The following is a 23091-nucleotide window of genomic DNA, read 5'->3' as shown; positions in this document are numbered from 1 at the left end:
CTGTCCGGCCGACAGACCTAGCCGGTGACCAGGGCCTGTCCGGCCGACAGACCTAGCCGGTGACGCCGTACAGCTCGACCGCGGACAGCGTGTAGCCGTAGCGGCCGGCCCGGCTGACGCCCTGCACCCGCAGGTACTGCGCGTCGGCGGCGTCGAAGCGGACCGTCTCGGTGCCGCCCTGCCCGTTGTCCACCACCGCCACGGTGGTCCACACCAGCCCGTCGGGCGAGGTCTGCACCCGGTAGCGGGAGGCGTACGCGTCGCCCCAGTGCAGCACCGCCGCACCCAGCCGGGTCGGCTGCGGCAGCCGCAGCTGCACCCAGGCGTCGTCCTTCGCGGGGGCCTTCCAGGACGTCTTCGGGTTGCCGTCGGCGATCGCCGCCGCCGGGGTCTTGCCGCTGTCGTCGCCCGAGGACGACGCGCTGGCGGAACGGGCCAGGTCGGGGCCGCCGGTCGGCGGGACCACGTGCACCTGGAGCTCCTGGCGGACGGTGACCCCTCCCGCGGCGAACACCAGCGGCACCCGGTAGGTGCCCGACGGGGTGTCGGCGGCCGCCGACACCTGCACCGGGGCGCCCGCCTTGCCGCCGCGCGGCACCGTCACGGACCCGGCCGGTGCCACCGTCAGGCCCTTGGCGACGGCCGGGACCTCGGCCTTCAGCTCGCCGGTCAGCGCGTCCGGGCGGCCCGACTCCACGGTGGCCCTGGTCTGCACCGGGGCGGCGCCCGCCACCACGTCCAGCGTCGGCTCGGCCAGCGTCAGCCGGGCCGCCGGGACGTCCGCGTACCAGGGGATCACCTGGTTGACCACCGGGGCCTCGCCGCCGGGCCGCCACACCATGCGGAACGCGTCCACCTGGCTGCCGTCGGCGCGCAGCTCGTTGTAGCCGGGGCGGACCTGGCCGAGGTCGGCCCAGCTGCCGTCCGGGTGCCGCACCTGCACGGTCGCCTCGGCGCGCACCGCCGGGTCGGTCAGTACGGTGAGCCGGTCCAGCGGGCGGGCGGTGCCCAGTTCGACGGTCAGCGGGGCGTCGCCCGCGCTGGGCGGGGCCGCCGCCCGGAACGCCGAGTCCGGGTCGCCCGACAGCACCGCCTCCGGGGACGAGCCGGGAACCGCGGGCGGGCCGCTGACCTCGGCGTCCACCGCGTTCGGCGCGCCGGCGGTGAACTCGCGCACCGCGACGGCGGTCTTCTGCCCGCCGGTGGCGCGCAGCCGCACGGCCTTGGCGACCGCGCCCGCCGGGGCGTTCGCGATCACCACCCGCTGGTCGTGCACCGTCGTCAGCGGCTGCCAGCCGCCCGAGCCGCTGAAGTACTCCAGCACCCCGTCGTGCAGGTAGTCGTCGGCCGCCGAGGCCGAGTCCGGGTCGTCGCCGTGGCCGCCCATCAGCACCGTCACGGTGCCCAGCGGCTTCGCAGTGCCCAGGTCCAGGCCGAAGCTGTCGCCGACCTGCGGCGGCGCCGACGACCAGTAGAACGTCGTCGCGGAACCGTCCGCCATCAGCGCCGGGCCGTGGTCGTGCGCGGTGCCCAGGGTGGTGGTCGGGGAGGCGCCGGTGGTGATGCCCGCCCAGGTGTCGGCGGCCTTCGTCGCCCGGTCCAGGAACGCGTCCAGCACGCCCTTGCCGACCGTCACCGGGTTCTGCTCCAGCACCGCGCGCTGCCGGCCCAGCTCCAGCCGGGCCTGCCAGGCCGCGGTGCCGTCGCCGGCGTGCTGCGCGGTCAGCATGTCCAGCGCGGCCCGGCCCGCCGCGCCGTACGCCGCCAGCCGGGCCAGCCACGGCGCGGCGTCCGTACCCAGCGGGTCGCCCGCCAGTGTCTTCGGGGCGTCCGCCATCACCGCGAACGCCTCGCGCAGCGGCTGCGCCGCCTCCTTGACCTTCGCCTGGTCGGCGGGCGCGCCCGAGGCCGGCTCCACCGTCGCCCAGTACCGCTCCACCAGCGGCGCCAGGTACGCCGACTCCTTGTCGCCCAGCGGCGAGGACGCGCTGTTGCCCGCCAGCGCCGCCACCGCGGCCCGCTGCGCCGGGCCGGCCGTCAGCAGCCGCAGCGCCGAGGACAGCGAACGCTCCGGCACGTAGCCGCCCGGCTGCCAGCCGAAGTCGGCGGCGGTGGCCAGCGGGATCCGGGACGCCACCGGCTGGCTCATCGCCGAGGTCAGCAGCACCGCCGAGCGCTGCGCCACCTCGGGATCGCGGCCGCCGTAGCCGCCCAGGAACAGCCGGTCCGGCGCCGAGTCGTTCACCGGATAGTTGTCCAGCGTCATCAGCGGACGGCGGAACAGCTCGGCGGTCTCGGTGAGCTGAGCGCCCGTGACCTGCTTGGCGATCGCCGCGCCGCCGCTCCACACCACCTGCACCTCGGCGGGCAGCCCCGCCGCCAGCGCCGCCCGGTACGGCGTCGAACCCTGCTTCTGGAACTCGGTCGGCACCACCGACAGCGGCGCCAGCTCCGGGTGCGGCGCCACCAGCCGCTTCTGCACCGCCGCCACCACCGCGGCCTGCGCCTTCGCCGCCGCCGCCGGCCCGGTGCCCAGCTTGCGGCGGTCCGTGCCGCAGTGCCACTCGTCGTAGGAGACGTTCGCGAAGTCCAACTGGAACGCCCGGACGCCCAGTTGACGCAGCCCGTCGAGCTTCGCGATCAGCGCGTCCAGGTCCTTGCCGGACGAGAAGCAGAACGACTGCCCCGGGTTCACCGAGTACGCCAGCGTCACGTGGTTGTCCCGGGCCCGGCCCGCCAGCTCGGTCAACTCCCGCACCTGGTCGGCCGGGTAGGGCTCGCGCCAGCGCCGCGAACGGTACGGGTCGCCGCCCGGCGCGTACAGGAAGAAGTTCTGCTTGGTGCGGCCCAGGAAGTCCACCGCCGCCAGCCGCTGCTCGGGGTTCCACGGCTCCCCGTAGAACGACTCGGCGGTGCCGCGCACCGCCGCACCCGTCGGCCAGTCCCGCACCAGCACGCCCGGGAAGCCCTTGTCGCCCGCCGCGCCCTGGCCCTGACCGGGGCCGATCGGCGCCAGCAGCTGCGCCAGGCTCTGTGCCGCGTAGAACGTGCCCTCGCCGTCGATGCCCGCCAGCACCACCGCGCCGTACGCGCCGCCCGCGGTGGGCAGCTGGCCCACCGCCAGCAGGTGGCCGCCGGACGGCAGGCCGGTCAGCGTCGGTACCTCGGTGTCCTTCAGGCCCGCCGCCGTCGCGAGGGAGTGCAGCGCCCGGTCGGTCGGCCCGCCCGCGCCCTCGCGCGGGCCGCCCACGTACACCACCAGCGACCCCGCCGCCGGCGTCGCCGGCGCCTCCGGGACGGTCTCCACCTCGGCGGCGCCGGCCCTGGTCAGCAGCGCGCGCACCGCGTCCACCGCCGGACCGTCCGCGCCGTCCGCCATCACCAGCGTCGCCCGCTTGGGCACCGCCACCGGCTTGCCGCCCGGCCGCAACTGCTGCGGGCGCGGGAACACCTGGGGGTCCGCCAGCGAACCCAGCGGCAGCGGCGCCTCGGCCGCGCCCGGGACGTCCACCTCGGCGGAAACCGTCTGCCGGCCGCCCGGCTGCGCCGCGACACTCTGCGCGGGGATCAGCAGCCCGCCGACCACGGCCGCCGCCGACAGCGTCGCCGCCAGCCGCAGCGAACTGCCGCGCCGGCCCGCCCGCCGCTCGGCGCGCACCGAGGCCAGCAGCGGGTCCGTTCCCTTGATGTCGGCGATGAACCGGTCCGCGGCGCGCGGCGCCAGTTGACGGGCCGTCCGGGCCGCCGTCCGGCGCGCCGTCAGCGCCGCGGGGTGGTAGAGCACCTCACGCAGTGCCGTTCCCTGCTCCAACTGCTGCCGCAGCCGACGTCCGGCCGCCACCGACACCCGCGCCTGCACCGGAGCCTCCTCGCCCGAAACATCCAGCTCACCGGCCCCCACAGCCCGCCCCGGCCCACCATGGCCATCCGGCCCGACCAGCCCATCAGCTCTCCGCGTCCCTGTCAACGCCCCTGGCAGCTATGTCCGTTATCGCCCGGTATTACAGTGCTATCGCCGTCGCTCGCGGCAACCCGCCGACGGAACGTTCACCCGTCCGGTGCCGACGGGCCGCCGTGTCGGTCGGGGTCGGCGGACGGGCGCGCGGGTAGGACTGTGCCTGTCGCGTTCGGGAGCCCGAGGACGGAGTGCGCTGGGTGGCCGCATACCTTGACCGAGAGCAGCTGGGAACCGATCAGGTGCCGGCGGAGGACAACCCGCCCGCACCACCGGAACTGCTGGCACTGGCCCACGCGCACGGGGTGGACACCAGCTACGACGCCGGCGCCGGACCGGTCCAGGTCGCGCCGCGCACCCTCACCGCGGTGCTCGCCGCCCTCGGCGTGGACGCCGGAACGCCCAAACTGGCCGCCGCCGCACTGGAACGCCACCGCGCCGAACAGGCCCAGCGGCTGCTGCCGCCCACCGTGGTCGCCTGGCAGGGCCGGCGCACCGCGCTCGACCTGCCGGCCGACGCCGCGGTGCGGGTCGAGCTGGAGGGCGGCGGCTCCTGGGAGTTGACGCACGACCACTCCTGGTGGCTCCCGGAGGACGTCCCGCTCGGCCGGCACGTCTTGCACGTGACAGCCGGTGAACGGGCGGGCCGCGCCGCGCTGATCGTCGCCCCGGCGCGCATCCCCGCACCGCGGCAGCGCAGTTGGGGCTTCCTCGCGCAGCTGTACTCGGTGCTCAGCGACCAGTCCTGGGGCATGGGCGACCTCACCGACCTCGCCGACCTCGCCCAGTGGGCGGGCGCCGAACTCGGCGCCGGCTTCCTGCAGATCAACCCGCTGCACGCGGGCATGCCCGGCGTCCCCTCCGACCCGTCCCCGTACCGCCCGTCCTCCCGCCGCTTCGCCGACCCCGTGCACCTGCGGATCGAGGCGATCCCCGAGTACACCCGCCACGACGAGGTCCGCGACCTGGCCCGCCGCGCCCGGCTGCTGCGCGAGGAAGTGCTCGAACACGACGCGCTCATCGACCGCGACTCGGTCCGCGCCCTCAAGCAGCAGGCACTGGAACTGCTGCACACCGTGCCGCGCGGCGTCGGCCGGGAAGCCGCGTACCGGGCGTTCGTCCGCCGCGAGGGCGAGTGGCTGGAACGGTACGCGGTGTGGAACGCGCTGGCAGAGGTGCACGGCGCGGCCTGGCACTCCTGGCCGAAGGGGCTGCGCCACCCGTCCAACCCCCAAGTCGCCGCCGAGAAAGCCGCGTTGGCCGACCGCGTCGAGTTCCACCGCTGGCAGGCCTGGCTGGTCGACGAACAACTGCGCGCCGCCCAGCGCGCCGCCACCGACGCCGGCATGCCGATCGGCCTGATCCACGACCTCGCCGTCGGCGTCCACCCCGACGGCGCCGACGCCTGGGCCCTGCAGGACGTCCTCGCCACCGGCATCTCCACCGGCGCCCCGCCCGACGCCTTCAACGCCCACGGCCAGGACTGGGGCCTGCCGCCCTGGCGCCCCGACACCCTCGCCGAAACCGGCTACGGCCCGTTCGCCGAACTGCTGCGCGCCGCCGCCCGGCACGCCGGCGCGATCCGGATCGACCACGTGATGGGCCTGTTCCGGCTCTGGTGGGTACCCGTCGGCGCCCGGCCCACCGAAGGCACCTACGTCCGCTACGACGCCGAGGCGATGCTCGCCGTCCTCGCCCTGGAAGCCCACCGGGCCGGCACCGCCGTCATCGGCGAGGATCTCGGCACCGTCGAACCCGGTGTCCGCGAACGGCTCGCCGAACACGGCGTGCTCGGCACCTCCGTGCTCTGGTTCGAACGCGATTGGCACGCGGGCGGCGCCGTCCTGCCCCCGGAACGCTGGCGGGCCGGCTGCCTCGCCACCCTCACCACCCACGACCTGCCCAGCACCGCCGCCCGGCTCACCGGCGACCACGTCGCACTGCGTCACCAACTCGGCCTGCTGGCCCGCCCGCTGGCCGAGGAGCAGCACGCCGCCGCCACCGAACTCGCCGACTGGCAGCGCGAACTCGTCCGCCTCGGCCTGCTCGCCCACGGCGCACCCGTCACCCCCGAGGCGCTCCACGCCTACCTGCGCGCCACCCCCGCCCGGCTGGTCGGCGTCTGGCTGCCCGACACCGTCGGCGACCCCCGCCCGCAGAACCTCCCCGGCACCTGGGACCAGTACCCCAACTGGCGGCTCCCCGTCGCCGACGCCACCGGAACCCCCCGTACCCTCGACCGGATCGCCACCGCCCCCGGAACCGCCGCCATCGCCGCCACCCTCGCCCCGCTCGGCGCCCCGCCCGGCGCCCCACCAGGCGTTCCGTCCGGCGTTCCGTCCGTCGCTCCGGCGGCGGGACACGCCGACAGGCGCACCCCGCCGGGCGACCCGGTGTAGGGGGCCGGTAAGTTGTGAAACGTGGACAAGAGGAACGCAATGCGCGCCGGTGCGGTCACCGCGGCGGCCACGCTGATGATGCTGATGTCGTCGCCCGCCATGGCGCTCGTACGCGACGACGGCGACGACCCGGGCGCCGGCCTGAGCGTCGGCCAGACCCTGGGCCTGTTTGTCGCCCTCCCGATCGTCTCCTTCCTGGTGATCGCGGGCCTCTGCATGATCCCGGGCAAGAAGAAGTAATCCCGCGTCAGGCCGCTGCGCACACCCCGCCGGGTGCGCGGAACGGCGGGGCCCAGCGCCCCCGGGACGGAACACCGGACGCCCGGCGCTCCTCGGAGCACCGGGCGTTCCGTCGTACCCGGACCCGGGCCGGACGCGCACGGGCCGAGCACCGGCAGGCGCTCGTCGCGCTCGGCGGACTCGGCGTGCAGACCGGACCGGTCGAGCCCGCCGCACCCTGACACACCCTCACCGTCCACCCCGGCGGTCACGGCAGGCCGGGGGTCTCCTCCTGCCGTCCGTCCGGGTGGATCAGCAGCGCGGGCACGCCCCTCGCGGTGAGCCACTCGAGGGCGTGCGGCATCGCGAAGGCCGCGGTGGCGAGGGCGTCCAGGTGCGCGAGGCGGTCGCCGACCAGGGTGAGCGAGGCGTAGGACGTCGCGGGACGGCCGGTGTGCGGGTCGACGATGTGCGGGCCGCGCTCGGCCGTACCGGAGGTGGCGACGGCCAGGTCGTGGCCGGTGACCACGCGGGCCACCGCGCCGGGGCGGTGCGGGTCGGCGATGCCGATGCGCCAGGGGCCGCCGGCGGTCTGCACGTCGCCGCCGCCGCTGACGCAGTGCTGGTCGGAGCCCGACTCGCGCAGGGTGCGGGAGGCCTCCTCGACGGCCCAGCCCTTGACCCAGCCGCTCGGGTCGAGGTGTCCGCCGGGCGTCGCGGTGAAGTAGCCGTCGGTCTCGGCGGCGAGCTCCGCGCAGCGCTCCAGCACCCGGGCGACCTCGGGGTCGCAGTCGGCGAGCGCGAGTTCGCCGCGGCCGAGCCGGCTGATCTCGCTCTCCGGCCGGTACGGCGAGAACACCGCGTCGATCCAGTGCAGGCGGGCGACGATCCGGGCGAGGGCGTCGGCGGTCCCGGCGCCGGGGTCGCGGACGGTGAAGGAGAAGACCGTCCCCATCACGTGCTCGACGTGGGTGGCGGTCACTTCTTCGCCGCCTGGTCCAGGGCGCTCTGCAGGGAGCGGGTGTAGCCGTCGCTGGTGTAGGTGGCGCCGGAGACCACGTCGATGTGCGCGTTCTGCGCGGCCATCGCCTCCTGGTTGAGCTGCGGGACGGCGAAGCTGTTGATCTCCTGGTCGCGGCGGTCCCGGTTGGGGTACTGGATCACGTCGATCTTGCCGATCGCGCTGCCGTTCATGGTGACCCGGACCTGCACCGGCCCGTACCGGGTGTTGATGGCGCTGCCGGTGACGGTCCGGGTGGCACCGCCGGTACCGGGCGAGGACGACGGGGACGCCGGAGACGACGGGGACGACGGGGATTTCGGGGACGAGGCCTGGCTGCTGGTGCTCCCCGTGCCCCCGGCCACGGGGGAGGAGGAGATGGCGGCCGCGCCGGACGGGTCGTGCGGCTTCAGGGAGAGCAGCAGGACGACCCCGGCGGCGGTCGCGGAGGCGGTGATGACGGCTCGGCGCATGGCGGTGGGGGCTCCTAGAAGACGAAGGACTCGTGGTGGATGCGGGACGGCCGGACCCCGGCGGCGCGCAGCGCGCGGACCGCCTCGGCGGTGAACGCCTCCGGCCCGCACAGGTAGACCTCGTGGCGGCCGAGGTCCGGCACCAGCCGGTGCAGCGCCGCACCGAGGTCGCCGACCTGCTCGCGGCTACCGAGCAGCTCGTGCACCCGCTTGCCCCGGCCCCCGGCGGCGACGGCCGCCAGCTCGTGGCGGAACAGCAGGTCCTGGGGGTTCCGGGCCCGCTGGACGAGGGTCAGCCGCCCGGGCAGCGTCTCGAAGAGCGCCCTCAGCGGGGTGATGCCGACGCCCGCGCCGAGCAGCAGCACCGGCCCGCCGTGGCGGCGCCGCGCGGTGAACGCCCCGTACGGGCCCTCCGCCCGGACGGCGGTGCCGGGGGCGAGGCCGGCGACGGCGGCGCTGTGCTTGCCCAGGCCCTTGACGGTGAAGCGCAGGAAGTGCGGGTGCGGGGGAGCGGACAGCGAGTAGGGGTTGGCGGCCCAGCGCAGCTCGGGAGTGAGGAACTGGAGGCGGAAGAACTGGCCGGGCTCGGCGCGCAGCTCGTCCAGGTGCCGGCCGGTCAGGAAGACCGAGACCACGCCCGGCCCCTCGGGCCGGACCTCGGCGACCCGCAGCCGGTGCCGGCGGTCGCGCAGGAACGGCCGCAGCAGCCGGTACCAGCCGAGGACGGCGGCGGTGCCGAGGTACAGCAGGTACCAGAGGGCCTTGGCCTTGTTGTCGGCCAGGTCGGCGCCGGTGGTGAGCTGGTGGCCGAAGCCGAGTGCGACGGCCAGGTAGGTGGCCAGGTGCAGGTAGTACCAGGCCTCGTAGCTGAGCCGGCGGCGGGCGGCCCGGGCGGAGACCGCGCCGGTGCCGAGGATCAGCAGGGTGGCGGCGGTGGCCTTCAGCATGTCGGGGAAGTGCAGGACGATCTCCACGCCCTGGTTCCACAGGCCCTGGCCGCTGGTCAGCGCGTAGCCCCAGATGACGGTCAGCACGTGCACGGTGATCAGCGACACCAGGTACCGGCCGCCGAAGGCGTGCCAGCGGGCCATCCGGTCGGCGCCGACCTCGCGTTCGAGCAGCGGAATGCGCGCCATCAGCAGCAGCAGGACGGGCGCGGCGTAGCCGGCCAGCAGGCCGGTGATCCGGGCGGTGCCGGTGAGCCAGTCCGCGGCGCCGGCTATTCGCGGGGTGTCGATCCACCACAGGGCGAGCACGGCGAGGGCACCGAGCGCGATCAGGGCGAGCGCGCCGTGCCGGACGGCGTCGGGGGGGAGGCCCTGGCGCGGGGCGGCGCGGCGGGCGGCGCGGGTCGGGCTGGTCAGTGCGGTCAACGGGCCCTCCTTCGGTGGTGCTCTGCCACCGTGGCACCGGAAGCTCTCAGTTCCCTATGAAAGGGCGCCGCCCCCAGGCCCTCCCCGGGGCGTTCGCGCAGGTCGCCGGGCCCGCACTCTACGCGAATCGGTCGGATGATCTCACCGCTTTCTCATGCCGGAACGCCAGAATGGACCCATGCAGCACGCGGAAACCCCATGGCGGGTCCTGGTGGTGGACGACGAACCCGACCTGGTCGAGGTGATCTGCGGCGCCCTGCGCTACGAAGGCTGGCAGGCCCGCGGCGTCACCGGCGGCCACGACGCCGTCACCGCCGCCGCCGAATGGCACCCGCACGCCATCGTGCTGGACGTCATGCTGCCCGACTTCGACGGGCTCGAAGTGCTCCGCCGGGTGCACCGCACCGACCCCGAGGTACGGGTGCTGTTCCTGACCGCCCGGGACGCCGTCGAGGACCGGATCGCCGGCATCTCGGCCGGCGGCGACGACTACGTCACCAAACCGTTCAGCCTGGAAGAGGTGGTGGCCCGGCTGCGCGGCCTGTTGCGCCGCGCCGCCCCCGCCGGACCGGCCGCCCCCGGCACCCTCACCGTCGGCGACCTGCACCTCGACCCGGCAGTCCGGGAGACCAGCCGCGGCGGCGAGATCATCGACCTCAGCCCCACCGAATTCGCCCTGCTGCGCTACCTGATGGAGCACCCGCGGCAGGTGCTCAGCAAGGCACAGATCCTGGACGCCGTCTGGTCCTACGACTTCGGCGGGCAGGCCCACGTGGTGGAGCTGTACATCAGCTACCTGCGCCGCAAGATCGACGCCGGCCGGCCACCGATGATCCACACCGTGCGCGGCGCCGGCTACGTACTCAAGGCGGCCACCTGATGACCGGACGGCCCCGTACGCTACGGGCGCGGCTGGTGGCCGGCGTGCTCGTCCTGATCGCACTGATCTGCGTAGGCGTCGGCTTCGCCACCACCGGGGCGCTGCGGCACTTCCTGGTCGACCGGATCGACCAGCAGCTGAACGCGTCCGGCGGACGCTACGCCGCCAGCCTCGAACACCCCGGCGTGAACGGCCACGACACCCGCGCCCAGTCGCCCGGCACCTTCGGCGCCCGCCTGGTGAACGGCACCGTCACCCACGCCGCCGTGGTCGGCGGCATCCCGCCCGGCGACGACGACCCCGTCCCGATCGCCGGAAGCGGCGGCAGCGACGCCCCCGTCCCGCTCACCGACCAGGACGTCCGTGCCCTGCGCGCACTCCCGGCCGGCGGCCACCCGCGCGACCTCACACTCTCCGCCCTCGGCCACTACCGGGCCGCCGCCGTCACCGGCTCCGACGGGGACGTACTGATCACTGGCCTGCCACTGCACCCCATCGACGAGACCGTCCAGCGCCTGCTGATGATCGAACTCGTGGTGTTCGCCGTCGCCCTCGCGGCTGCCGCGGTCACCGGCACCATCGGCGTCCGACTCGCGCTGCGCCCGCTGGAACGGGTGGTGGCCACCGCCGAACGCGTCTCCGCCCTCCCGCTGGCCAGCGGCGCGGTCGACCTCGGCGAACGCGTCCCCGACGACGACCCCGGAACCGAGGTCGGCCGGGTCGGCACCGCGCTCAACCGGATGCTCGGCCACATCGGGGACGCACTGACCCGCCGCCAGCAGGTCGAGGAACGGCTGCGCGCCTTCGCCGCCGACGCCAGCCACGAACTGCGCAACCCGGTGGCAGCCGTCCGCGGTCACGCCGAACTCGCGCTCCGGCACCCAGGACCGGTGCCCGAGCCGGTCCGGCACTCACTGGAACGGATCACCGCCGAGTCGCAGCGCATGGGCACCGTCGTCGAGGACCTGCTGCTGCTCGCCCGCCTCGACGCCGGCCGCCCGCTCGCCGTCGAGGACGTCGACCTCACCCGGATCGCCCTGGACTGCACCGCCGACGCCCGGGCCGCCGCCCCACAGCACCGCTGGCTGCTCGAACTGCCCGCCGAACCCGTCACCGTCCCCGGCGACCCCCACCGCCTCACCCAAGTGGTGGCGAACCTGCTGGCCAACGCCCGCACCCACACCCCCGACGGCACCGAGGTCACCCTCCACCTCTCGGCCACCCCCGCCGACGCGACCCTCACCGTCACCGACAACGGCCCCGGCATCCCGCCCGAACTCCTCCCGCACGTCTTCGACCGCTTCGTCCGCGGCGACCCCACCCGCTCCCGCCGCACCGGCTCCACCGGCCTCGGCCTCGCCATCGTCCAAGCCGTCGTCCAAGCCCACGCCGGCGCAGCTACCGTGCACAGCGAACCCGGGGCAACCACCTTCCGCATCACCCTGCCCGCGCAGGACCAGGGAGAGCACCGCCAGGGGCGCGGGGAACTGCGCGAAGGGGAACGCACCCGTCAGCAAGATCGCGACCCAGGACAATGACCTGCACGTGATCGCGCCCTCCCGGACCGGCCGGCGCTTGCCGCGCAGCTCCCCACCCCGCACCCGCACACGCCGGAGGCCCGGGAGAACACGTCCCCCCGGGCCCCCTCATCAAGCACAGACCTCGTGTCAGTGATCCGCGGCCTGAGCCTTCAGCGCCCGCTCCACACCGGCCCGCGCCTCGACGACCTGGCGCCGCAGCGCCGGCGCCGGCTCGGCCGAGGCCAGCCACGCGTCGGTCGCGTCCAGGGTGGCCTGCGAGACCGCGTACGAGGGGTACAGGCCGCCGATGATCTGCTGCGAGATCTCGTGGCTGCGGGTCTCCCACACCTGCTTGACCGAGGCGAAGTACTTCTCGGTGTACGGCGTGAGCAGGTCCCGCTGGTCGGGCTGCTGGAAGCCGGCGATGACGGCCTCCTGCACGTAGTTGGTCAGGGTGTCGGACTCCACCACGGACTCCCACGCCTCGGCCTTGGCCTCGGCGGTCGGGCGGGCCGCCCGGCAGGTGGCGGCGTGCTCCTGGCCGGAGGAGGTGTTGTCGCGGGCGAGTTCCGCGTCGATCGCGGCCTCGTCGGCGCGGCCGGTGGCGACCAGGCGGCCGAGCAGCGTCCAGCGCAGCTCGGTGTCGACGGCCAGGCCCTCGACGGTCTCGGTGCCGTCCAGCAGCCCGGCGAGCAGCGCGAGCTGACCGTCCGTGCGGGCGGAGCCGGCGAGCGCGCGGGCCCAGGCGAGCTGGTGGTCGCTGCCGGCGGGGGCCTCTCGCAGCGCCGTCTCGGCGGCGGCGGCCCAGCGCTGCAGGCCGCTCTCGCGCCACGCCGGGTCGGCGTACAGCTCGAGGGCGAGCTTGACCTGGCGGTGCACGGACTGGACCACGCCGATGTCGCTCTCGCGGGGCAGGCCGGCCAGCGCCAGCGACAGGTAGTCGCGGGTGGCGAGTTCGCCGTCGCGGGTCATGTCCCAGGCGGAGGCCCAGCACAGCGCGCGGGGGAGCGAGTCGGTGAAGTCGCCGAGGTGCTCGGTGACGACGGCCAGCGAGTCGGCGTCGAGGCGGACCTTCGCGTAGGACAGGTCGTCGTCGTTGAGCAGCAGCACGGCGGGCCGCCGGCGGCCGGTGAGCTGCGGGACCTCGGTGCGCTCGCCGTCGACGTCGAGCTCGATCCGCTCGGCGCGCTCCAGCTTGCCGTCGACCAGTTCGTACAGGCCGATGGCGATGCGGTGCGGGCGCAGCACGGCCTCGCCGCGGGCGCCGGCGGGCAGCGCGGGGGCCTCCTGCAGGACGGCGAAGGACTCGATGGTGCCGTCCGCGGCGACCTCGAGGGCCGGGCGCAGCACGTTGATGCCGGCGGTCTCCAGCCAGGCCTTGGACCAGACGCGCAGGTCGCGGCCGCTGGCCTCCTCGAGGGCGCCGAGCAGGTCGGTGAGGCGGGTGTTGCCCCAGGCGTGGCGCTTGAAGTAGGCGCGCACGCCCTGGAAGAAGGCGTCCTGGCCGACGTACGCCACCAGCTGCTTGAGCACCGAGGCGCCCTTGGCGTAGGTGATGCCGTCGAAGTTGACCTGGACGTCCTCCAGGTCGTTGATCTCCGCCATGATCGGGTGGGTGGACGGCAGCTGGTCCTGCCGGTACGCCCAGGTCTTCATCTGGTTGGCGAAGGTGGTCCAGGAGTGCGGCCACTTGGAGCCGGGCGCCTCGGCCTGGCAGACCACCTCGGCGAAGGTGGCGAACGACTCGTTCAGCCACAGGTCGTTCCACCACTCCATGGTGACGAGGTCGCCGAACCACATGTGGGCGAGCTCGTGCAGGATGGTCGCGGCGCGCATCTCGTAGGAGGCGTCGGTGACCTTGGAGCGGAACACGTACTGGTCGCGGAGGGTGACGGCGCCCGCGTTCTCCATCGCGCCGGCGTTGAACTCCGGGACGAACAGCTGGTCGTACTTCGCGAACGGGTAGGCGAAGTCGAACTTGTCCTGGAAGTAGTCGAAGCCCTGCTTGGTGACGGCGAAGATGGCGTCGGCGTCGAGGAACTCGCGCAGCGAGGGGCGGCAGTAGACGCCGAGCGGCACGCGCTGCGCGCCGTTCTCGTAGGCGTCGAACACGCCGACGTAGGGGCCGGCCACCAGCGCGGTGATGTAGGTGGAGATGCGCGGGGTGGGCTCGAAGGTCCACACCCGGGTGTCGCCGTCGCCGGTGGGCTCGGGGGTCGGCGAGTTGGAGACCACCACCCAGCCGGTGGGGGCGGCGACGGTGAAGGCGAAGGCGGCCTTCAGGTCGGGCTGCTCGAAGTTGGCGAACACCCGGCGGGCGTCCGGGACCTCGAACTGGGTGTAGAGGTAGGTCTCGCCGTCCGCCGGGTCGACGAACCGGTGCAGGCCCTCGCCGGTGTTGGTGTAGGCGCAGTCGGCGACCACCCGCAGCTCGTTCGCGGCGGCCAGGTCGGGCAGCGCGATCCGGCTGTCGGCGAAGTTCTCCAGCGGCAGCGCGCGGCCGTTGAGGACGATCTCCGAGACGGCGGGGGCGACCAGGTCGATGAAGGTGGAAGCGCCGGTTTCGGTGGCGGTGAACCGGACCACGGTGGTGGACCGGAAGGTGCCGCCCTCGCGCGCCGAGCTCAGGTCGAGCTCGATGTCGTACGACTCCACATGCAGGAGTGCGGCCCGGGTGCGGGCCTCCTCACGGGTCAAGTTGGTGCCAGGCACTCGCAGGACTCCTTCGTCAGGGCTCGGTTACCGGCATCCTCCCACGTGCGTAACGATCCGTGTTCGTACTTGACGGCCCCTCCGATCTGTACCGGAGCATAGAGTTCACAAGTTGAAGCTGAACTTTGGACGAACGAAGTGCGCCCTGGAGGGTGGAACATGTCGACGGACACACCGGGATCGCAGTCCTCGCTGCACCGGGCGAATCTCGAACGGGTGCTGCGGGCGGTGCGGATGGCCGGATCGCTGACCCAGGCCGAGATCGCCCGGGGTACGGGGCTGTCGGCCGCGACGGTGTCCAACATCGTCCGGGAGCTCAAGGAGTCCGGCACCGTGGTGGTCGCCGACACCTCCTCGGGCGGGCGCCGGGCGCGCAGCGTCTCGCTGAGCGGGGACGCCGGGATCGTGGTGGGCGTCGACTTCGGCCACACCCACCTGCGGGTGGCGGTCGGCAACCTGGCGCACCGGGTGCTGGCCGAGGAGAGCGAGCCGCTGGACGTGGACGTCTCCGCGCAGCAGGGCCTCGACCTGGCCGAGCGGATGGTGGCCCGGCTGCTGGAGCAGGCCGGCTTCCAGCACGACAAGGTGATCGGCGTGGGCCTGGGCGTGCCCGGCCCGATCGACCAGGAGACCGGGGCGCTCGGTTCGACCGCGATCCTGCCCGGCTGGTCCGGGGTGACGCCCGGCCAGGAGCTGGCGCGCCGCCTGGGCATGCCGGTGCACGTGGACAACGACGCCAACCTGGGCGCGCTGGGCGAGCTGGTGTGGGGCGCCGGGCGGGGCCTGGGCGACCTGGCGTACATCAAGGTGGCCAGCGGCGTCGGCTCCGGCCTGGTGATCAACGGCCAGATCTACCGCGGCCCGGGCGGCACCGCGGGTGAGATCGGGCACATCACGCTGGACGAGGCGGGCCCGGTCTGCCGCTGCGGCAACCGCGGCTGCCTGGAGACCTACGTGGGCTCCCGTTACCTGCTCAACCTCTTGAACGCCAACCACCCGGGCGAACTGACACTCGGAAAGGTGGTGCAGTTGGCCCAGCAGGGCGATCTGGGCTGCCGCCGGGTGATCGCCGACGCCGGCCGCCAGATCGGCATGGGCGTGGCCACCCTATGCAACCTGCTCAACCCCCGCCGGGTGATCCTCGGCGGCGACCTGGCAGAGGCCGGTGAACTGGTGCTTTCCCCGATCCGGGACTCGGTGGCCCGGTACGCCATCCCCAGCGCCGCCCGCCAGCTGTCGGTGGTCCCGGGGACGCTCGGCGGCCGCGCCGAGGTGCTCGGGGCGCTCGCCCTGGTGATGAGTGAGATGGGTGAGACGGGAGGGCTCTGACGGGGTGCGAGAGGTTCCGGACGGCTCCTGAGCGGCCGTCCGATCTCGACTGAGCCTTCAGGAAGATAACGAAAAGGTCTGAATCCCCTGGCCAGATGCTTTACTTGTTGACGACAAGCTTGGTGACGGGGTTGACTCCTGCCCACCTCGCCGCAACGTTGCGGCTCTGTCAGGGAGGCACCCCCCACCATGAACGCAATGATGCGTCGCGTTGTCGTCGGCACCGCCGCTGTCTCGATGGCCCTCACCATGGCCGCGTGTGGCAAGGCCGGCAGTGACAAGAAGGACAGCGCGGCCTCGGGCAACAACAAGTCGATCGGCCTGCTGCTGCCGGAGAACGCCTCCTCGACCCGTTACGAGTCGTTCGACAAGCCGTTCATCGAGGCGAAGGTCCACGCGCTCTGCTCCGACTGCAAGGTCGAGTACAGCAACGCCGAGGGTTCCGCCTCGAAGCAGAAGCAGCAGTTCGACACCCTGATCGCCCAGGGCGTCAAGGTGATCATCCTGGACGCGTTCGACGCCAAGTCGACCCAGTCCTGGGTGAAGGAGGCCGCCGACAAGGGCGTCAAGGTCATCGCGTACGACCGCCTGGCCACCGGCCCGGTCTCCGCCTACGTCTCCTTCGACAACGAGAAGGTCGGCGAGCTGCAGGGCCAGGCCCTGGTCGACGCCCTCGGTGCCAAGGCCGCCGACGCCAACATCGTGATGATCAACGGTGACGACGCCGACCCGAACGCCGGCAAGTTCAAGTCCGGCGCGCACAAGGTGCTGGACGGCAAGGTCAAGAAGGTCGTCTACGAGCAGAGCGGCGAGTGGAAGCCCACCGTCGCGGGCCAGAAGATCGGCGCCGCCATCTCCTCGCTCGGCAAGGACGGCTTCCAGGCCGTCTACTCGGCCAACGACGGCATGGCCGGCGCGATCATCACCCAGCTGAAGGCCCAGGGCATCAACGTCCCGGTCGGCGGCCAGGACGCGGGCCTGGACGCCGTCCAGCGCCTCGTCTCCGGTGACCAGGCCTACACCATCTACAAGGCCTACAAGCCGCTGGCCGAGGGTGCCGCCGAGCTCGCGGTCAACCTGCTCCAGGGCAAGGACATCAAGGGCGTCGCCACCGCGACCGTCGACAGCGACACCGACAAGGGCATCCCGGCCACCCTGCTGGAGCCCAAGGTCGTCACCAAGGCGAACATCAAGGACACCGTGATCGCCGACAACCTGTACAAGGTCGCGGACATCTGCACCGCCGACTTCGCCGCCGCCTGCACCGCGGCCGGCCTGCAGTAATTCCCGCCCGGCGGGGGCTTCCTGACCACCCGGAAGCTCCCGCCGGCCCTTTTTGTTGGAGCAGTCCCACCCCGCGCGCCCGGACCGGCGCGCGGGTCGCCCGTGTCGGAAACGTCAGGTCCGACACGGAACTCAAGGAGATGGTTCACGTGACAGGCGCACCCGTACTGGCGTTGCGCGGGGTCTCCAAGCGCTTCGGTGCCGTCCAGGCACTCACCGACGTGCAGCTGGAGGTCCACGCGGGCGAGGTCGTCGCCCTGGTCGGCGACAACGGCGCAGGAAAGTCCACCCTGGTCAAGACCATCGCGGGCGTCCACCCGATCGACGAGGGCGTCATCGAGTGGCAGGGCAAGCCGGTCACCATCGGCCGCCCGCACGACGCCCAGACGCTCGGCATCGCGACCGTCTACCAGGACCTCGCCCTGTGCGACAACCTCGACGTGGTCGGCAACCTGTTCCTCGGCCGCGAGCTCAAGCGCTTCGGCACCCTGGACGAGGTCGCCATGGAGAAGCGCGCCCGGGAACTCCTCGACACCCTGTCGATCCGCATCCCCAGCGTCCGGATCCCGATCGCCGGCCTGTCCGGCGGCCAGCGCCAGGTGGTTGCGATCGCCCGCGCCCTGGTCGGCGACCCGAAGATCGTCATCCTGGACGAGCCCACCGCGGCCCTCGGCGTCGAGCAGACCGCCCAGGTCCTCGACCTGGTCGAGCGGCTGCGCGAGCGCGGCCTCGGCGTGATCCTGATCAGCCACAACATGGCCGACGTCAAGGCCGTCGCGGACACCGTCGCGGTGCTCCGCCTGGGCCGCAACAACGGCAGCTTCGAGGTGGCCACCACCTCGCACGAGGAGATCATCTCCGCCATCACCGGCGCCACCGACAACGCGGTGACCCGTCGTCAGGCCCGTATCGCGGAGGACGCCAAGTGAGCACCGAAACCCCCACCACGCCCACCCCGCCCGCCGTCGACCCGCGCCTGCTGGTCCGCAAGGAGGGCCTGGCCGGCTACCTCGACGAGTTCGGCCGCAAGATCCGCGGCGGCGAGCTCGGCTCGCTGCCGGTCGTGGTCGGCCTGATCATCATCGCCGCCATCTTCCAGTGGAAGACCGGCTCCTTCCTCAACGCCGACAACCTCACCAACATCGCCAAGTGGATCGTCGGCCCCGGCCTGATCGCCACCGGCGTGGTTTTCGTGCTGCTGCTCGGCGAGATCGACCTGTCGCTCGGCTCGGTGGCCGGCGCCACCGCCGCGATCTCCTCGGTGCTCGCCGTCCGCCAGGGCGTCAACGAGTGGCTGGCGGTGCTGCTGGGCATCGCCGCCGCGGTCGCCATGGGCGCCCTGCACGGCTTCTTCTTCTCCAAGATCGGCGTGCCCGCGCTGCTGGTCACGCTGGCCGGCATGCTCGCCTGGAGCGGCCTGCAGGACCTGGTCATCGGCAAGCTCGGCACCGTCAACAACCTCAACGACGGCGTCATCGCCAACCTGGACACCTACTTCTTCGGCGACGGCGACATCATCTGGGCCTGGCTGGCGGCGATCCTCGCCATCGCGCTGTTCGGGGCCGGCCAGCTGCTCGACGCCCGCCGCCGCACGGCCGCCGGCCTGCCGGCCCGCCCGATCGCCGAGATCGCGCTGCGCACCGGCGTGCTCGCCGTGGTCGTGCTGCTGGTCGCCTACATGTTCAACCAGGACCGCGGCCTCCCGCTGCCGCTGGTGCTGTTCGTCGGCGTCGTCGCGATCGCCGACTTCGTGCTCCGCCGCACCACCTACGGCCGGCAGATCTTCGCGGTCGGCGGCGGCATCGAGGCGGCCCGCCGGGCCGGCATCAACGTCGCCTGGGTGCGCACCTCGGTGTACATGATCTCGGCCGGCCTGGCCGGCTTCGGCGGTCTGTTCATCGCCTCCCAGCAGGGCTCGGCGGACAAGGGCCTCGGTGGCGCCAACGTGCTGATGAACTGCATCGCGGCGGCCGTCATCGGCGGCACCAGCCTGTTCGGCGGCCGCGGCAAGACCTGGTCGGCGCTGCTCGGCATCCTGGTCATCCAGTCGATCACCACCGGCCTGGACATGGTCCACGCCCAGCAGGCCATCCAGTACATGATCACCGGCGCGGTGCTGCTCGCCGCGGTGGTCCTGGACTCGGTCTCCCGCCGCACCCAGAAGTCCAACGGACGCGGCTGACCCGCACCACCCGCAACCGCGCGACCGGCACACCTCCCCGTTATACCGGGGCCGGTCGCGCGGTTCGGTGCTTTTCGGCCCCGCCCATCCGAACAGGGGATCGGGGTTGCCCGCCGCACTACGCCCGGGTAATGGCAATTAGACTCAAGCGGGGCGTACGCCCTCCGGGCCCATGCGGGCGCGAGAACTTGGACGAGGAGGAACGGGTGGCCCTGCTGACCCGTATTCGGGGACCGCGCGATCTCGATCGACTCACCCCCGCGCAGATGTCGGCACTCGCCGAGGAGATCCGCGCCTTCCTGGTGGAGGAGGTCTCCAAGACCGGCGGTCACCTCGGACCGAACCTCGGCGTGGTCGAGCTGACCCTCGCGATGCACCGGGTCTTCGACTCGCCGCGCGACCGGATCCTGTTCGACACCGGCCACCAGAGCTACGTCCACAAGCTGCTGACCGGCCGCCAGGACTTCTCCCGGCTGAAGATGAAGGGCGGCCTGTCCGGCTACCCCTCGCGCGCCGAGTCCGAGCACGACGTGATCGAGAACTCGCACGCCTCCACCGTCCTCGGCTACGCCGACGGTCTCGCCAAGGCCAACAAGATCCAGGGCCACAAGGACCGCCCCGTGGTCGCCGTGATCGGCGACGGCGCGCTCACCGGCGGCATGGCCTGGGAGGCGCTGAACAACATCGCCGACAGCCAGGACCTGCCGGTCGTCATCGTCGTCAACGACAACGAGCGCTCCTACTCGCCGACCATCGGCGGCCTCGCCAACCACCTCGCCACCCTGCGCACCACCCAGGGCTACGAGCGCTTCCTGTCCTGGGGCAAGGACGCGCTGCAGCGCACCCCCGTGGTCGGCCAGGCGATGTTCGACACCCTGCACGGCGCCAAGAAGGGCCTGAAGGACTTCATCGCCCCGCAGGGCATGTTCGAGGACCTCGGCCTGAAGTACCTCGGCCCGATCGACGGCCACGACCTGCAGGCGCTGGAGTCCGCGTTCACCAAGGCCCGCAACTTCGGCGGCCCGGTCATCGTGCACTGCATCACCGAGAAGGGCCGCGGCTACCACGCCGCCGAGAACAACGACGAGGACCGCTTCCACGCGGTCGGCGTGATCCACCCCGACACCGGCCTGCCGGTCAAGACCTCCGGCAAGGACTGGACGTCGGTGTTCGGCGAGGAGATGGTCGCGCTCGGCCGCGAGCGCCGCGACCTGGTCGCCATCACCGCCGCGATGCTGCACCCCGTCGGCCTGGCCCCGTTCGCCAAGGCCTACCCGGACCGGATCTTCGACGTCGGTATCGCCGAGCAGCACGCCGCCGTCTGCGCCGCCGGCCTGGCCACCAACGGCCTGCACCCGGTGGTCGCCGTCTACGCGACGTTCCTGAACCGCGCCTTCGACCAGGTCCTGATGGACGTCGCCCTGCACAAGCTCGGCGTCACCTTCGTGCTCGACCGGGCCGGCGTCACCGGCACCGACGGCGCCTCGCACAACGGCATGTGGGACATGTCGATCCTGCAGGTCGTCCCCGGCCTGCGGCTCGCCGCCCCGCGCGACGCCGAGCAGGTCCGGCTCCAGCTGCGCGAGGCCGTCGAGGTCGCCGACGCCCCCACCGTGGTCCGCTACTCCAAGGGCAACGTCGGCCCCGCCGTCCCCGCCGTCGGCACCGTCGGCGGCATGGACGTGCTGCGCCGCCCCGAGGACGGCACCGCGGACGAGGTCGCCGACGTGCTGATCGTCTCGATCGGCGCAATGGCCCCGACCTGCCTGGAGGCCGCCGAGCTGCTCGCCGAGCAGGGCATCACCAGCACCGTGGTCGACCCGCGCTGGGTCAAGCCGGTGGACGCCGCGCTGCCGGGCCTGGCCGCGCAGCACCGCCTGGTGGTCACCGTCGAGGACAACGGCCGGGCCGGCGGCGTCGGCTCCGCGATCGCCCAGGCGCTGCGCGACGCGGACGTGGACGTGCCGCTGCGCGACTTCGGCATCCCGCAGGAGTTCCTCGACCACGCCTCGCGCGGCGAGATCCTCGAGGAGATCGGGCTCACCGCGCCCGCCATCGCCAAGAAGATCGAAGCACTGGTCACCACCCGCTCCTTCGCCCGGAGCTGACCACCGGAAATCCCCCCAGCGCACCGTCACGGGACCGCATTTCAGTCCCGTGGCGGTGCGCTTATTGTCGGACAGTCACACCCATTCGCTGACTGCCACTGACTACGCCCGTCCACGCCCGGTAGGTTGTCACCCGTGTCCCTCACCCTCACGAGCAGCCCACGTGCCCTTGCCGAGCGCCTCCCAGAGCGCCTCCGCACCGGGTACTGGACCAGACTGGTCCCGCTGCTCGCCGTGCTGGCCACCCTGACCCACCTGCCGTCCTTCCTGCGCCCCGTGTGGAGCCCCGACGAGGGCTACCTCGCCACCCAGGCCCGGATGCTCGCCGACGGCGGCGTGCTCTACGACACCGTCGTCGACCGCAAACCCCCGCTGCTGCCCTGGCTGTACGAAGCCTGCTTCGCGCTCTTCGGCTCCGCCTCGCTCTGGCCGCTGCGCACCCTCGCGATCGTCGCCCACCTGACCACCGCCATCCTGCTCGCCTCGCTGGCCCGCGGCCGCTGGGGCGACAAGGCCGGGCGCTGCGCCGGCATCCTCTACCTGCTGGTCTCCATCGGACTCTCGCCCGAGGACACCCAGGCCGCGACCTTCGAAGTCTTCATGCTGCCCGCCATGGTGGCCGCCTTCCGCTACGCCGAACGCCGCCGCTGGCTGGCCGCCGGCATCGCGGTCGCGCTCTGCTCGCTCACCAAGCAGACCGGCGGCGCCGTCATGCTCCCCGTGCTGTGGATGCTCCTCCAGGACACCCGCCGCCGCGGCGTCCGCTGGCCCCCCGCACTCGCCAAGATCGGCTTCGGGTTCGCGCTGCCGATAGCGCTGGTCGCCGTCATCCTCACCAAACCCAAGGGCTTCCTGTTCTGGGTCGTCACCGGCTCCGGCGACTACGCCGGCCTCGGCTCCAACTGGCCGCAGATGATCGGCCGCGCGCTCGGCAACTCGGCCATCCTGATGGGCGCCGGACTGGCCTTCCTGCTGCCCTTCGCGCACCGCCTGTGGCTGCGCCACCGCCGACGACCCGTCCCCGCCCGCGGACCCGAACACGGCTCCACCGTCGACCTGTGGATGTGGCTCGTCTCCTCGGTGATCGCCGTCTCCGTCGGCTTCCACTTCTTCGGCCACTACTACCTCCAGCTGATGCCCCCACTGGTCCTGCTCGGCGTCGGCGCCGTCGCCACCTCCGCGATCTCGTGGCGGCCGGTCCTGATCTACTCCGCCCTCGCCAGCAGCTTCTTCTGCGGCCTCGCCGTCCTCTGGCCCGGCCAGCGCCTCACCCAGTCCACCGAGGTCGCCACCGCCGTCGCCGCCCAGACCACCCCCAAGGACACCGTCCTGATCTGGGGCATGCACCCCGAGCTCTACTGGCTCGCCGACCGACGCCCCGCCACCCGCTACCTCACCGCCGGCTTCCTCACCAACTTCAGCGGCGGCAAGGGCGCCGACAAGGTCGGCGAACAGTACTCCGTCGCCGAGGCCTGGCAGACCTTCGACAACGAGATCTCCACCAACGGCTTCCCCGAGGTCGTCGTCGACGACTCCGGCACCTCCCCCTACCAGCCCGACATGGTGCCCCGCATCGCCACCCTGCTCAACACCCACTACGAGGTCGTCGGCGTCACCGGGGACACCGTCATCTACCGCCTGAAGAAGAAGTAGACCC

Annotated in this window: 15 protein-coding genes; 10 read left to right on the top strand and 5 right to left on the bottom strand. The window is 73.0% G+C overall.

Annotated features, from left to right (window positions below; genetic code table 11):
* Nucleotides 1–52 precede the first annotated feature (52 nt).
* A complete protein-coding gene (locus ACIHEI_RS20385) occupies nucleotides 53–3859 on the bottom strand; it encodes a beta-N-acetylglucosaminidase domain-containing protein (protein ID WP_396607586.1) in 3807 nt (1268 codons plus the stop codon).
* 338 nt (nucleotides 3860–4197) lie between these two features.
* Here ACIHEI_RS20385 and malQ point away from each other — a divergent pair, with 338 nt between their 5' ends.
* On the top strand, nucleotides 4198–6354 hold the full coding sequence (gene malQ / locus ACIHEI_RS20380) for a 4-alpha-glucanotransferase (RefSeq protein ID WP_396607617.1): 2157 nt from the start codon (nucleotides 4198–4200) through the stop codon (nucleotides 6352–6354).
* A gap of 21 nt (nucleotides 6355–6375) precedes the next feature.
* Nucleotides 6376–6594 carry a photosystem II reaction center protein PsbW gene (psbW, locus tag ACIHEI_RS20375; protein ID WP_387646538.1) on the top strand — a complete coding sequence of 73 codons (219 nt, stop codon included), beginning with the start codon at nucleotides 6376–6378 and terminating at the stop codon, nucleotides 6592–6594.
* Between the two features lie 247 nt (nucleotides 6595–6841).
* On the opposite strand, the gene ACIHEI_RS20370 is transcribed toward psbW, so the two are convergent.
* Genes ACIHEI_RS20370 through ACIHEI_RS20360 form a run of 3 tightly spaced genes read right to left on the bottom strand, consistent with a single transcriptional unit; the run spans nucleotide 6842 to nucleotide 9419 of the window.
* Nucleotides 6842–7528 carry an FAD:protein FMN transferase gene (locus tag ACIHEI_RS20370; RefSeq protein ID WP_396607616.1) on the bottom strand — a complete coding sequence of 229 codons (687 nt, stop codon included), beginning with the start codon at nucleotides 7526–7528 and terminating at the stop codon, nucleotides 6842–6844.
* 23 nt (nucleotides 7529–7551) lie between these two features.
* On the bottom strand, nucleotides 7552–8046 hold the full coding sequence (locus ACIHEI_RS20365; RefSeq protein WP_396607585.1) for an FMN-binding protein: 495 nt from the start codon (nucleotides 8044–8046) through the stop codon (nucleotides 7552–7554).
* A 14-nt stretch (nucleotides 8047–8060) separates the two neighbouring features.
* On the bottom strand, nucleotides 8061–9419 hold the full coding sequence (locus ACIHEI_RS20360) for a ferric reductase-like transmembrane domain-containing protein (protein ID WP_396607584.1): 1359 nt from the start codon (nucleotides 9417–9419) through the stop codon (nucleotides 8061–8063).
* Between the two features lie 178 nt (nucleotides 9420–9597).
* Between ACIHEI_RS20360 and ACIHEI_RS20355 the strand changes: the two genes are divergently transcribed.
* Both ACIHEI_RS20355 and ACIHEI_RS20350 read left to right on the top strand, forming a co-directional pair.
* Nucleotides 9598–10299: a response regulator transcription factor gene (locus ACIHEI_RS20355; protein ID WP_396607583.1), complete on the top strand. Its 702-nt coding sequence runs from the start codon at nucleotides 9598–9600 to the stop codon at nucleotides 10297–10299.
* Nucleotides 10299–11837 (top strand): sensor histidine kinase, encoded by a 1539-nt coding sequence (locus ACIHEI_RS20350; RefSeq protein ID WP_396607582.1) that lies wholly within the window; start codon nucleotides 10299–10301, stop codon nucleotides 11835–11837. Before ACIHEI_RS20355 ends, ACIHEI_RS20350 begins: the two co-directional genes overlap by 1 nt.
* A gap of 129 nt (nucleotides 11838–11966) precedes the next feature.
* Here ACIHEI_RS20350 and pepN read toward each other — a convergent pair whose 3' ends face one another.
* Nucleotides 11967–14531, bottom strand: coding sequence for an aminopeptidase N (gene pepN, locus ACIHEI_RS20345; RefSeq protein ID WP_396607581.1), 2565 nt, complete (start codon nucleotides 14529–14531; stop codon nucleotides 11967–11969).
* A gap of 159 nt (nucleotides 14532–14690) precedes the next feature.
* Here pepN and ACIHEI_RS20340 point away from each other — a divergent pair, with 159 nt between their 5' ends.
* The 6 genes from ACIHEI_RS20340 to ACIHEI_RS20315 all read left to right on the top strand — a co-directional run bounded on the left by ACIHEI_RS20340 (nucleotide 14691) and on the right by ACIHEI_RS20315 (nucleotide 23087).
* Nucleotides 14691–15860 (top strand): ROK family protein, encoded by a 1170-nt coding sequence (locus ACIHEI_RS20340; RefSeq protein WP_387646524.1) that lies wholly within the window; start codon nucleotides 14691–14693, stop codon nucleotides 15858–15860.
* A 189-nt stretch (nucleotides 15861–16049) separates the two neighbouring features.
* The gene (locus ACIHEI_RS20335) at nucleotides 16050–17144 is read left to right on the top strand and encodes a sugar ABC transporter substrate-binding protein (RefSeq protein ID WP_387646521.1); all 1095 of its coding nucleotides are present in this window, start codon (nucleotides 16050–16052) and stop codon (nucleotides 17142–17144) included.
* 140 nt (nucleotides 17145–17284) lie between these two features.
* Nucleotides 17285–18073 (top strand): ATP-binding cassette domain-containing protein, encoded by a 789-nt coding sequence (locus tag ACIHEI_RS20330; RefSeq protein WP_396607580.1) that lies wholly within the window; start codon nucleotides 17285–17287, stop codon nucleotides 18071–18073.
* Nucleotides 18070–19326 (top strand): sugar ABC transporter permease, encoded by a 1257-nt coding sequence (locus ACIHEI_RS20325; RefSeq protein WP_392951665.1) that lies wholly within the window; start codon nucleotides 18070–18072, stop codon nucleotides 19324–19326. Before ACIHEI_RS20330 ends, ACIHEI_RS20325 begins: the two co-directional genes overlap by 4 nt.
* A 206-nt stretch (nucleotides 19327–19532) precedes the next feature.
* The gene (gene dxs, locus ACIHEI_RS20320; RefSeq protein ID WP_387646516.1) at nucleotides 19533–21434 is read left to right on the top strand and encodes a 1-deoxy-D-xylulose-5-phosphate synthase; all 1902 of its coding nucleotides are present in this window, start codon (nucleotides 19533–19535) and stop codon (nucleotides 21432–21434) included.
* 135 nt (nucleotides 21435–21569) lie between these two features.
* The gene (locus ACIHEI_RS20315; protein WP_392951669.1) at nucleotides 21570–23087 is read left to right on the top strand and encodes an ArnT family glycosyltransferase; all 1518 of its coding nucleotides are present in this window, start codon (nucleotides 21570–21572) and stop codon (nucleotides 23085–23087) included.
* The last annotated feature ends 4 nt before the right edge of the window (nucleotides 23088–23091 follow it).

It is taken from the genome of Kitasatospora sp. NPDC051984 (assembly GCF_044593455.1).
In the GTDB taxonomy this organism is placed as follows: Bacteria; Actinomycetota; Actinomycetes; order Streptomycetales; family Streptomycetaceae; genus Kitasatospora.
This window is presented reverse-complemented; position numbering and strand designations above follow the sequence as displayed.